This is a genomic window from Corynebacterium efficiens YS-314 (assembly GCF_000011305.1).
Taxonomy (GTDB): Bacteria; Actinomycetota; Actinomycetes; order Mycobacteriales; family Mycobacteriaceae; genus Corynebacterium; species Corynebacterium efficiens.
Genome location: NC_004369.1, coordinates 2,330,077 through 2,342,568, shown reverse-complemented (window position 1 = coordinate 2,342,568; position 12,492 = coordinate 2,330,077). Strand labels below are relative to the sequence as shown.

Annotated in this window: 10 protein-coding genes; 4 read left to right on the top strand and 6 right to left on the bottom strand. The window is 64.1% G+C overall.

What is annotated here, in order from left to right:
• Positions 1-39: 39 nt before the first annotated feature.
• Positions 40-1,293, bottom strand: a complete 1,254-nt coding sequence (locus CE_RS10945) for an alpha/beta fold hydrolase (protein WP_006768208.1) — start codon at positions 1,291-1,293, stop codon at positions 40-42.
• A 396-nt stretch (positions 1,294-1,689) separates the two neighbouring features.
• Here CE_RS10945 and CE_RS10940 point away from each other — a divergent pair, with 396 nt between their 5' ends.
• From CE_RS10940 to CE_RS15475, 3 genes are read left to right on the top strand one after another with little or no spacing between them, the layout of a single operon-like run.
• A complete protein-coding gene (locus CE_RS10940; RefSeq protein WP_006768207.1) occupies positions 1,690-3,726 on the top strand; it encodes a M3 family metallopeptidase in 2,037 nt (678 codons plus the stop codon).
• Between the two features lie 40 nt (positions 3,727-3,766).
• Positions 3,767-4,021 (top strand): hypothetical protein, encoded by a 255-nt coding sequence (locus CE_RS10935; protein ID WP_006768206.1) that lies wholly within the window; start codon positions 3,767-3,769, stop codon positions 4,019-4,021.
• Positions 4,022-4,039: 18 nt separating this feature from the next.
• Positions 4,040-4,180 carry a hypothetical protein gene (locus CE_RS15475; RefSeq protein WP_006768205.1) on the top strand — a complete coding sequence of 47 codons (141 nt, stop codon included), beginning with the start codon at positions 4,040-4,042 and terminating at the stop codon, positions 4,178-4,180.
• Positions 4,181-4,267: 87 nt separating this feature from the next.
• On the opposite strand, the gene CE_RS10925 is transcribed toward CE_RS15475, so the two are convergent.
• A complete protein-coding gene (locus tag CE_RS10925; RefSeq protein WP_006768204.1) occupies positions 4,268-4,657 on the bottom strand; it encodes a MerR family transcriptional regulator in 390 nt (129 codons plus the stop codon).
• Between the two features lie 165 nt (positions 4,658-4,822).
• On the opposite strand from CE_RS10925, the gene CE_RS10920 reads away from it, so the two are divergent.
• Positions 4,823-6,373: a SulP family inorganic anion transporter gene (locus CE_RS10920; protein ID WP_006768203.1), complete on the top strand. Its 1,551-nt coding sequence runs from the start codon at positions 4,823-4,825 to the stop codon at positions 6,371-6,373.
• Between the two features lie 3 nt (positions 6,374-6,376).
• Here CE_RS10920 and CE_RS10915 read toward each other — a convergent pair whose 3' ends face one another.
• From CE_RS10915 to malQ, 4 genes are all read right to left on the bottom strand, one after another.
• The gene (locus CE_RS10915; protein WP_006768202.1) at positions 6,377-6,685 is read right to left on the bottom strand and encodes a CHY zinc finger protein; all 309 of its coding nucleotides are present in this window, start codon (positions 6,683-6,685) and stop codon (positions 6,377-6,379) included.
• Positions 6,686-6,696: 11 nt separating this feature from the next.
• On the bottom strand, positions 6,697-8,094 hold the full coding sequence (fmdA, locus tag CE_RS10910; protein ID WP_011075815.1) for a formamidase: 1,398 nt from the start codon (positions 8,092-8,094) through the stop codon (positions 6,697-6,699).
• Positions 8,095-8,177: 83 nt separating this feature from the next.
• Positions 8,178-10,043, bottom strand: a complete 1,866-nt coding sequence (locus CE_RS10905) for an ABC transporter ATP-binding protein (protein ID WP_006768200.1) — start codon at positions 10,041-10,043, stop codon at positions 8,178-8,180.
• A 136-nt stretch (positions 10,044-10,179) separates the two neighbouring features.
• Entirely contained in the window at positions 10,180-12,306 is a 2,127-nt protein-coding gene (malQ, locus tag CE_RS10900; RefSeq protein ID WP_006768199.1) for a 4-alpha-glucanotransferase, read from the bottom strand.
• Positions 12,307-12,492: the final 186 nt, after the last annotated feature.

Sequence of the window (12,492 nt, the reverse complement as noted above, 5' to 3'; positions counted from 1 at the left end):
CGACCCTGCATTTTGTGCTATAAGTGAACGCCAACCCACCTACAGCACCCGGCCACCGAGCCCCTCCACAGTGGTTCCCCGCTGCGGCAGGAACGAGGTGCGCACCAGATTCAACGGGTCGCGCACCACCTCCGGTTCGCCATGAACCAGCGACAACGCCGCCCTGTCCTCCGGCGAGTACTGCGGCCATGGTGGTGTCTCACCACGGGCGAAGGAGGCGATGATGCGGTGGGCTGCGGTGTCACGGACGAAGATCTCCGCGAGATCATCACAGTGCCTGCCCGGGAATTCAATCCACCAGCCCTTCTCCGTCTGGGCCACATAACGACGGATCATGGAATCACCGATCATGCGTCCCACCACACGGTCATCGATGCGCCGCGCCCGGGTGATATAGGACTCCGGAACCGAGACCCCCAGCATCCGCGCCGCCAGACGGGGACCGAACCTCCTGCGGTCCAGGGAGATGCCCGTGGCATGGTTGTACATCTCATCCCGGGTGGAGGTGATGATCAGATCAATGTCGGCGAGTTCATCGGGGTCATAACCGGTGGGGCCGAGCGCCAGGTCATGAAAATAACGACGCGCGAAACGCTGATAGGCACGATCCAGCCGCCGGGGGTCGAGTTTCGCCAGGGCGTCGCGGGTGACGGGGCGGCCGAGGGTGCGTCGTAAAGCTCCCTTACGCCTGGCAAAAGACCCGCGCGGGAAGCTCGGCGACAACGCCACCACCCGGCGGAACGCACCGCGGTAATGATCGCGCCGGGCCAGCCACAGCACCATGCCACCACCCGCGGACTGACCAATCAGCGTCACATTCGTGGGATCACCCCCGAAATGCTCAATATTCTTCTGCACCCACTCCAGGGCCAGCACGCAGTCATCGGTGCCCCGGTAATGATTCGGCTCATCATCATGGAAGGGCACAAACCCCTCCAGCCCCAGGCGGTAGGAAAGCTCCACCACCACAAACCCGCGACTGGTGAAGAACAACGGATCATGCCGCGGATCAAAACGCGTGCCCGAGTGGTAACCACCGCCGTGGATGAACACGATCACCGGATAATCCGCCCCGAATTTGACCTCCGGCGTGGACACCGTCAGGTGCAGACCATCATGGGTGCCCGTCGCGTCGATCTGCAGGGGCTCCAGGCGCTGCGCATCCTGGAAATGCCCCGCCCGGGCATAGGGGATGGAACGGAAATAGGGGATGCTGTAGGTGCCATCCGGTGCTGTGAAAGTGGCGAGTTCACCGGTGATGGTGCCGGCGGGGCAGGAGACCGTAACAGACATGGGTCCAACCCTAGCAACTGGCCGCGCGGGTGGGCGGGGTGCCGGTCTGGTCGCCTCTGATCGCCTTATGCGGGGCGGCTGTGGGGTGGGGTTCGATTTTTTCGACACAGCACGGGTGTTTCGGGGTGGCTGTGTCGAGTTTTTCGCGGTTCCCCGGCACCCGGGTTCGACTTTTTCGACACAGTGGCTTCTCCACCGTGGTGTGTGTCGGAAAATGCCAACCCCGCGCCAGGAGCCGCCCAATCGCCCCTAAAAAAGTGCCCTCCCAGAATCCCGCTCAAGCCCCTGAAACACTCCCGGGAAGGGTGGAGGTCATCCGGGCATATCCAACGCCTCTGATCGCCTTGTGCGCCCACATCGTCTCTCTTCGCCCCAACGCAGCTAGGATCAAGCCCTATGAGTGTTGATGCCCTGCTGACCGCAAGTACCCTGCCCTACCAGCTGCCTGATTTCGCCGCGATCGAGACCGCTGATTTCCTCCCCGCCTTCGAGATCGCCCTCGCTGAGCACCTGGCGGAGATCGAGGGTATTACCGCCAACCCGGAGCCTGTGACCTGGGAGAACACCGTGGAGGCCCTCGAGCGTGCAGGCCAGCCGCTCAACCGTGTGGCCGCGGTGTTTTTCAACCTGCAGGGCACCGATTCCTCCGATGAGATGGACGCGATCGCCCAGGAGATCGCCCCGAAGCTGGCGGCGCACTATGACGCGATCTACCACAACACCACGCTGTTCCAGCGACTGGAGTCGCTGACCGCCCCGGCCGATGAGGAGTCCGAGCGCCTGCTGGCCCACACCCTGCGTGCTTTTCGACGCCGCGGTGCCGCCCTCGACGCCCCCGGCAAGGCCCGCCTGTCGGAGATCAACCAACGCCTTTCCGCCCTGTCGGAACAGTTCGGCCGAAATCTGCTCAAGGACACCCGGGATCTCGCGGTTTCCTTCGAGGACACCGAGCTCGCGGGATTCAGTCCCGCGCGGGTGGAGGCGGCCGCAGCCTATGCCGAGAGCCTGGGCCGTGAGGGGTATGTGGTTCCCCTGGAGCTGCCCACCGTGCAGGCCGAGCAGGCGGTGCTGACCTCCCCTGACGCCCGCGCGAAACTGTATGAGGCCTCCCAGAAGCGAGGGCAGGAATCAAACACTGAGGTGCTCCTGGAAACCGTCCGCCTGCGTGCCGAGCGTGCCCAGCTGCTGGGTTATCCCACGCATGCCGATTATGTCATCGAGGAGGAGACCGCCGATGATGTCGACGCCGTGCGCGGACTCCTCTACGATCTGGCACCCAGCGCCGCCTCCAATGCACGGGCGGAGTACAAACTGTCAGCCGAGGAGGCGGAGGCCGCGGGGGAGAAGGTCGATGCCGCGGACTGGCCGTTCTGGGAGGCGAAGGTGCGCGAACGCGATTACGCCCTCGATGATGCCGAGCTGCGCAAGTATTTCCCCCTGTCCCGTGTGCTGGAAGATGGCGTCTTCTACTCCGCCAACCGCCTCTACGGCATCACCGTGACCAAGCGCCCCGACCTGCAGGGGTACGCCGAGGGCGTGGATGTGTGGGAGGTGAAGGACCACGACGGGTCCGGCATCGGCCTGCTGCTCACCGACTATTTCGGCCGCCCCTCCAAGCGCGGTGGGGCCTGGATGAGCAGCTTCGTCGACCAGTCGCACCTGCTGGGCACGAAACCGGTGGTGGTCAACGTCATGGGCATCACCAAACCGACCTCCGGCGAGGCGTTGCTGTCCCTGGATGAGGTGACCACCCTGTTCCACGAGTTCGGTCACGGGCTCCACGGTCTGCTCTCCGATGTGCGCTACCCGAGTTTCTCCGGCACCTCGGTGCCCAGGGACTATGTGGAGTTCCCCTCCCAGATCAACGAGAACTGGGCCTTCGACCCGGCGGTGGTGCGCAACTACGCCCGCCACCATGAAACAGGTGAGGTCATCCCCGATGAGATGCTCGCCGCCATTGAGGCCTCCCGCCAGTTCGGGCAGGGGTTCGCCACCTCCGAGTACCTGGCCGCCTCCATCATCGATCTGGCCTGGCACTCCCTGACCCCGGAGGAGGCCGCCGCGGTCACCGACATCGAACAGTTCGAACAGGATGCCCTGCAGCACGCCGGCCTGGACGTGGACCATGTCGCCCCGCGCTACCGTTCGACCTACTTCAACCACATCTTCGCCGGTGGGTACTCCGCCGGCTACTACTCCTACCTGTGGGCTGAGGCCCTGGATGCCGATGGTTTCGACTGGTTCACCGAAACCGGTGCCGCCGGGGAGGAGGCATCGCAGGACACCGCCCGCGAGGCCGGTCAGAAGTTCCGGGACCTGGTGCTCTCCCGCGGTGCGGCCGCCGATTACTCCCGTTCCTTCGAGACCCTGCGCGGCCGGGCAAAGGACATCCAGCCGCTGCTGCGTCGCCGTGGCCTGGCAGGTGCGATCTAGACTCCCGGGATGGTGTTTGGGCGGTGTATGGTTTTAAGCCATGACCGCCTTCCTCGACTGGATCTCCCAGCACCTGACCACGGCACCGCTGTGGATCCAGTCGCCGATCGTGATCCTGGGCGCGGTGCTGGTCTGTGCGCTGCTGGCCGTGCCACTGCTCGCAGCCGTGGATTTCCTCTGGGCCTGGACGGTGCGTATCACCAGCGGCGACAGCACACCAAGGCCACACCGGGGGCAGGGCCCGCGCAGGAAGCCCGGCGGAACACACATCATCAGCGAAACCCGACCTATCTAAAGGACACCAGAGAAACTCATGGCTAACCCAGAAGAGCTCCGCAAGCGCGACCAGGAGCTGCCGAAGCGTAAGCGCAAGTACCCGCAGTCGCGTGTGACCCAGGCGCTGGTGCTCCTGCTGGTCATCGTGGTTATCGCATGGCTGGTGTCCCTGTTCTAGGTACCCGGCATCCTGCTCCCGGGGTTCGTCTCCCACCTTCCCAGGTGAGGGAGGCGGGCCCCTTTTTTCAGTTGTCGCGAAGGGGGCTCAGGACTCCAGGCCGGTGACCAGCTCGAGGAATTCCTCGGCGTAACCCAGTTGCTTGAGGAGCTTCTCATAGCGGTTGCGGGCCTCCTCGCGGATGTTGGCCAGGGTGGCCTCCGCCTGTTTCCGTTCAGCAGCAGGAATGTCATCGGGGTTCTGGATGATTTCGGCGGCGTCAAGAAACTCGCGCATCTGGTCGAGGGTGAAGCCCAGTGGTTTCATGCGCCGCACCAGCAGGATCCGGCGGAGGTCGTCCTGGCTGTAGAGGCGGAAGCCTCCGGGGCTGCGGGCGGAGGAGGTGATCAGTCCGTGGCTGTCGTAGTGCCGCAGGGTGGTGGCGGATAATCCCGTGAGTTCGGTGACCTCACCGATCTTCAAGCCGTTGTCGTCCATGACTGTTCTCCTCCACTGTGACCCTGGCCATAAATCTGGGTTGGTGCTTTGACGTGCAAAGGGGCTCCCGCTACGGTATTCACGGTCACCAACCTTAAAGTTACTAGAGGGTTGGATTTCTCCATCGGGCGTTGCGCCCTCCCCCGTCCTCATGATCGGATACCCATGACTGAAACTAACACGGCGGGTTCCAGACCCACACCCGCCTCCCCGGAAGCGCTGCCGCCCAACGGGGTGGTGGCGTCCTTCCGTTACGCCTTCTCCTCGCCGGCGCGTCTGCGGATCGAGGTGCTGGCAGGGCTTGCCGTCTCCCTCGCCCTGATCCCGGAGGCGATCGCCTTCTCCATCCTGGCAGGTGTGGATCCCTCCATGGGATTGTTCGCCTCGGTGGTCATGGCCATTGTCATTGCCTTCACCGGTGGGCGCCCCGCGATGATCACCGCGGCCACGGGGGCGGTGGCACTGGTGATCGCACCGGTCGCGCGTGAGCATGGAATTGACTACTTCATCGCCACGGTCCTGTTGGCCGGTGTGCTGCAGATCGTGCTCGCCGCACTCGGTGTGGCCAAATTGCAGCGGTTCATCCCGCGGTCGGTGATGCTCGGTTTCGTCAATGCACTCGGCATCCTCATCTTCACCGCGCAGCTCGAGCATCTCATCGACGTCCCGTGGCTGGTCTACCCGCTGTTCGTGCTGGGCCTGGTCATCATGATCTTCTTCCCCAAGATCACCACGGCGATTCCCGCCCCGCTGGTCACCATCGTCGTGCTGACCGCCCTGGTCATCATGGCCGGGATCAACGTGCCGAATGTCTCGGACATGGGGCAGATGCCGGATTCACTGCCGTCGCTGTTCATCCCCGATGTGCCCTACACGCTGGAGACGCTGCAGATCATCGGCCCCTACGCACTCGGTATGGCGATCGTCGGCCTCATGGAGTCCCTCATGACCGCCAAGCTTGTCGACGACATCACCGACACCCATTCAGACAAGACCCGGGAATCCTGGGGCCAGGGTGTCGCGAACATTGCCTCCGGTTTCTTCGGTGGCATGGGCGGCTGCGCCATGATCGGCCAGACCATGATCAACGTCCGCGAATCCGGGGCACGCACCCGTCTGTCCACGCTGCTCGCCGGTGTCTTCCTGCTCATCCTCATCGTGGTCCTCGGCGACATCGTCGGCCTGATCCCGATGGCGGCCCTGGTGGCCATCATGGTCCTGGTCTCCCTCGGCACCATCGACTGGCATTCCGTGCACCCGCGCACCCTGAAGTTCATGCCACTGTCCGAGACCGCCGTCATGGCAGTGACCGTCATCGCCACCCTGGCCACCAACAACCTGGCCATCGGGGTGGTGCTCGGTGTGCTCACCGCGATGGTCATGTTCGCCCGTCGGGTGGCACACCTGGTCACCATCGAGATGGTTGAGGCACTCGATGTGGATAAGGACGGCACCATTGATATCCGCACCTACCGCGTGCACGGCCAGCTGTTCTGGGCCTCCTCCAATGACCTGGTCTACCAGTTCGACTACAACGACGAGGCCGATCACATCATCATCGACATGTCAGCAGCGGAGATCTGGGATGCCTCCACGGTGGCCACCCTTGATTCCATCACCCAGAAGTTCCAGGAACGCGGCAAGACGGTGGAGATCACCGGTCTGGACGGCCCAAGCCGGGAGCGTCTGGCAAAGCTCTCCGGCAGATTGAACTAGCTGCTACACCTCGAAGTACAGCGGGGCGTGTAGGGAGCATCCCGGGTTGAACAGGTGGTCACAGGCCGGGCACGCCGATGCCTGCGAGTACACGTGGTAACCCATGACGTGTCCGCAGGCACCACACAGCACCGAATCGGGGGCGTCGGTGCTCATCCGCCCGAAGGGGTGATCGGTCAGTTCATCGTGGCAGCGGTGGCAGGCGAAGAAGCCACCGCAGGTGGCGCACCGGTTGGCGACCACATCGCGGGCACCACCGTAATGGGCGCAGCGGCCGCGGGCGTCGATAAGCACACCCTGGATCTCGCTCATGCGAGACAATCCTACCGTCCGAGCAGGCTGCGCAGCTTCCCGAAGACCATGCCCGCCGGGCGGGCGGCCTGGCCACCGAGGCGCCGTGCCGTGGGCAGCAGTGCGCGCTTGTTCTTCGGGATGGCCCGCAGGACATCATCCTCGGGGAGGAGATCGGCGTCGGCACGCGGTGGGTGCAGGGTGGAGACCACCTGGTGTGGGCCGTCGGTGCTGGGTCGGATGTCGAAGTCGAAGATATCGGTGGGGAGATAGAGCGTGGCGCAGGCATTGGGGATGTCCACCACACTGGACAGATGCCCCTCGATGGGGGCCGCACCCAGCAGGAGGAAGGCCTGCTCGCGGGAATAACCGAAGGCGGTCAGGTAGTCGATCGCATGCAGACACGCCCGCTGGTAGGCGAGGTAGGGGTCGAGATAATGCTGCTTGTCGTCCTCGGTGACGGAGATCCCGGAGAACGAGATCCAGTCCTCGCGGCGGGGTGCCTCATCGCCGGGGACGAAGATGGCGTTCTCCGTGATGTTATAGGTGTCCATGCCGCCCGGGATGATGCCAACGTGTAGGTCGATGTGACCGCCCATCTCGATGGCACCACACAGGGTGATCTCGCCGTCGCCCTGGGAGAAGTGCAGGTCACCCACCGAGAGGTTCGCGCCCTCGACGAACACCGGGTAAAAGACCCGGCTGCCGCGGGTGAGGTCCTTGATGTCCTGGTTGCCGCCGTTCTCCCGCGGCGGGGTGGTCTGTGCGGCCACGCTGGCCACCAGGGCCGCCTTCGCATCCGACAACTGCCCCAACAGGGCCCCCTTCGGCAGCGGGGGCAGCGCATAGGGTGGCACCCGCAGCGGACGCCGAGCCACCAGAGTCGCCTCGCGTTTGTTCCACCTCGCCAGCAGCTCCGGCGAGGGGGCCGTGCCCATCACGCCGGGGTGCGGTGCGCCCTGGAAGGACACCCCGGGGATGTGGCGTGAGGTGGCGCGTCCATCACGGAAATCCCAGATCGCCTTATGGGCATCGGGGAAATGCTCGTGGAGGAAACCACCGCCGTGGGAGGGAGCGAAGATACCGGTATATCCCCAGCCCTGCCCCGCCAGGTCACCGGGTGCTGAGGCATCGGACATCGGGGCCACATCGACGATATCGACCACCAGGAGATCCCCTGGTTTGGCACCCTCCACGCGGAACGGTCCCGACAGTGGGTGGCCGATGTGGAAGGGGGCGGTGAGGACGTCCTCGGCGGATTCGTCGTTACGCACCGCCCCGTCGAACCAGTCGCGACAGTCCACCCGGAAGGTCTCCCCGGGCCGGATGGTCTCCACCGGGGGGATATCCGGATGCCACCGGTTGTGGCCCAGGCGATCCTGATGATGGAAGGGTCTGGATGGGTCCAGTTGGAAGAGTTGCTTGGTCATGGCGCCCAGGATAGGCAGGGTATGTGACATGGGACACCGGGATCGGGTTCTGTTACCCTCGGGCGGTTACCTGCCGTGGTGTGTCAGTCCGTCTCCTCCACCGGTGCATCGCCGGTGAAACCGAAGGACCGCAGGCGCTCACGGTCGGCCTCGGCGGTGGACTGGGTCAGGCGCAGCAGCTCGGCGTAGATACCACCGGAGACCGCCAGCTCAGCAGGGGAGCCGATCTCATCAACCTCACCGTCGCGGATGGTCACGATGGTGTCCACATCGGCGATGGTGGACAGTCGGTGGGCGATCATGAGGGTGGTGCGGTTGGCCATCAGCTGTTCCAGGCCTGCCTGGACGGCGCGTTCGGATTTGGTATCCAGGGCGGAGGTCGCCTCATCCAGCACCAGCACGGGGGCGTCCTTGAGCATGGCGCGGGCCACGGCCACACGCTGTTTCTGCCCACCGGACAGCTTCAGGCCACGTTCACCGATGACGGTGTCATAACCGTCGGGGAAGGCCTCGATGAACTCATGGGCGTTTGCTTTCTTCGCCACCGCCACGATCTCATCCAGGCTGGCACCGGGACGGCCGTAGGCGATATTCTCCGCGATCGAACCGGAGAACAGGCTGGCATCCTGGAACACCACGCCCACCGAGGCACGCAACTTCTCCGTGGTCAGGGACGACACATCCTCACCGCACACCAGCATCCGGCCGGCACTGGGTTCATAGAGCCCCAGCAGCAGGTTGACCAGTGTGGATTTACCACCGCCGGATTCACCGACCAGTGCGATGCGTTCGCCGTGCCGGGCCTCGATCGTGACATCCCGGATCACCGGTTTGTTCTCCTCATAGGCGAAGGTGACGTTCTCAAATTTCAGGGCGGGCTCAGCCGGGGGCAGGGGCTCGGGCACCGTCAGCGTCAATGCCGGGGTGTCGGAGGTTTCTGTCGTGCGCACCAGTTCCTTGTTCGCGGTGGGTTCGACGGGCTCGCTCATCACATCGAAATAATCACGGGAACCGGCGACGGCGCGCTGCGCGGCATCGACGATGAAACTCATCATGAACACCGGCTGCTTGGCCATGTTGACCAGCTGGATGAGCAGGACCATGTCACCCAGGCTGAAGAAGCCGTTGAGGGTGCGGTAGAAGAGCATGAGGTAGATGCCCAGGAAGATGAGGTTCAGGGCTGCACCACGCAGGAAATCCATGCGGTGCCACCAGTTGGACTGGGGGCGGGCAATGGTGACCACCTTGCCGTAGCGGCTGCCGAAGTCATCGAGCTCCCGGGTCTCCGAGACGAAACTCTTGACCACCTTCATCTGACCGACCACCTCGGCGAAGCGGCCGTTGGCCAGGTCGATCTGGGCGTTCTTCTCCCGTTCCATCTTCTGCCAGCGCACCGAGGTCAGCGCCGTCACCCACATGTAGATGGGGAACAGCAGGGCCAGCAGGATGGTCAGCGGCCAGTAGAAGATGGCGGTGATGATCAACACCGCCACCATGGTGATGATCATGGGGAAGAAGTTGTTGGAGAACCCCTTCATGAACTGGGTGATGCCCGTGATCGACCGGTCCAGGCGCGCGATGATGGTACCGGTGACCTGGTTGTCGAAGTACTTCTGCGGCAGCGCCAGCAGTTTGGCGTAGTAGCGGGTGGACAGGATCTGCCGCATCCGTTCGGACATGATGTCGCCGAGGTAACCACCCACATTCGACATCAGGGTGTTGAGGATGTCGGCCACGAAGAGGGCCACCGCCAGCACCAGGATGGTCTGGGTGACGGACTCCACCGTGACCTCGCCCTGGAGGGCCGCGACGATCGTGTCGGTGGCCTCACGCAGGATGAAGGGGGAAACCAGCGACAACCCGGCCACCACGATGGAGGCCAGCACGATCCCGAGGTAGTAGGGCCACAGGGCGGACGTGGATTTGAGGATGCGTCCAAGCAGTCGCATGACAGACAGGCCTTCTTCTCATCAGTACTTTTTCAGTTCGATCAAATAGTCGACACCATTGTCTATCACACGCACCGCTGCCCCCAATGCCAGACGCCCGGGAGGAGGTCACCCCCGGGCGTCGATAAGCACATTCCTAGTCGCGCCTGGCCGCATCCGAGACGACGCGGTAGAGCGGATGCTCGCGCAGCGCCTCGATGGTGACCGGGGTGCCGTCGTTGTCGCACAGCGGGATGCACCAGTTGGGGTACATGTCGCGGGTGGTGCCGGGCTGGTTCTGGGCGCGCTTGTCACCGACCATGTCCACCAGGGACACGCACGTCAGGGCGGAGGGGGTGCCGGCCACGAAGCGTTCCAAACCGGCCAGCAGGTCCGCGAGCTCACCACGCTCGGACCGTTCGAGGCCCACGTAGGTGCCACCCTCGGGCATGGGCAGGGCACCGGCGGCGGCGACCACATCGAGGATCTCAGCCTGCCACTGCAGGTCCTCCTCGTGCTCGATGGCCGGGTCGCGGGTGAGCACACCGAGGCGGTCGCGCAGGTCGATGTGTTCGCCGGCGAGGTAACCCGCGGTGGGCGGCAGATCATGGGTGGTCACCGAGGTCAGCGCCAGCGGACGGTACTCCTCCTGGCGACGGGGACCCTCGTGTGTCGGGGAATGCTCGAACCACAGGATGGAGGTGCCCATGATGCCACGGCTGGCCAGCACGTCCTGGACCCAGGGCTCGAAGGTGCCCAGGTCCTCGCCGATGACGACGGCGTCGGCAAGCTCGGCCTCCAGGGCCAGGATGCCCACCAGCGCGTCGTGGTCGAAGTTGAGGTAGGTGCCGGTGGCGGGTGATTCCATGCGGGGCATGACAAACAGACGGAACAGACCCAGGACGTGGTCCACGCGGATGCCACCGGAGTGGCGCAGGACGGTGCGCAGCAGATTACGCCACGGGATGTACCCCTCCTCGGCGAGCCTGGTCGGATTCCATGGTGGCTGGGACCAGTCCTGGCCCTGCTGGTTGTAACCGTCCGGCGGTGCGCCCACCGAGATGTCCGGCGCGAGCACATGCGCCAGGTTCTGGGAATCGGCACCACCGGGGTGCACACCGACGGCGAGGTCGGCCATGATGCCGATCGACATGCCTGAGTCCACCGCGCGCTTCTGGGCGGCGGCCAGCTGCTCATCGCACAGCCACTGCAGCCACATGTAGAAGGTGGTCAGCTCATCGCGGTCCGGTTCGGCGTGGTGCGCGGAGGCCAGCTGGGTGATCTCCCGCTCGGCGCACCAGGACGCGAAATCAACCAGGCCCTGACCCTCCTGCTCCACGAAATCGCGGAAGGCCTGCTCGCGCCCGGGGGAGCGCTCGACGCGGAAGATCTCGTGCAGCACCTGCAGCTTGGCCTCGAAGACGGGGTTGCGTTCGATGATGTCGGGGGTGAAGTTCTCCTCGCGGAACTCGTCGGCAAGCTCGGCGACATCGTCGCGCAGCTCCACCGGGAGCTGGTTGAACTCCGGCACATCCTCCACGCGGAGGTAGATCGGGTTGATGAACCGCCGGGTGGTGGGCAGGTACGGCGAATCCTCGGTGGGCGGCAGTGGCTCCGCGGCATGCAGGGGGTTGATGAGGAGGAAATCGGCACCGTCGACGGCCAGCACACTGGCGAGGTGACCCAGGTCGTTGAAATCACCCATGCTCCACGACAGATTGGAACGCACGGAGTAGATCTGCGCCATGACACCGGTGCGGGGGGATTCCAGATACTTGTCCGCGGTGGACAGACGTTCCGGGGTGATGGTCAATCCGCAGGTCACGGTCATCTCCCCGGAGGTCAGGCGCAGCTGGTGCCAGCCGAGCGGCAGGTCGGCGGGCAGCTTGAAGCTCGCCTCACCCCAGGTGGTGCCGTCCACCTCGCGCGGCGGCGTCCAGTTCTCCACCTGGTGTGCTTCTCGACGCTCGCCCGATTCGAACTCAATATGCACCTCGGCGGGCGCGCCATCGTGCACATGGACGGGGAAGACCACCTCATCACCCTGCACCGCCACCACACACGGTGGCAGGGGACGGGAGAACTCCCTGTCGTGGAAACGTTCAATGGCGGCGTTGATGGTCCCATCCGACGGCTCACCCTCACCCAGATCCACATCAAGGGCGCGGAGAACCTTGATCAGCGTGTCATCACTGACCTCAATGTCGGCGCCCTTGTAATCCGTGTATGAGGTGGAGATGCCGTACAGGCCGGCCAGGTCTTGTAAAGGTCCTCGTGCAGTCACAAGTTAACATCATGCCACTCAAATCCACTTTCGACAGGCTAACTGCTTTGAAATGATCATTACTTTCCTAAACTCCTGTTCAGGTCCCGCGGTGGATGAAAAGAAACAGGTAGATTTGGTGACAAATTGATATGGTGCCGGTCGTTCAACGAGGTGACCCTGGTTGTCCCGGCCGGAGCCGGTACT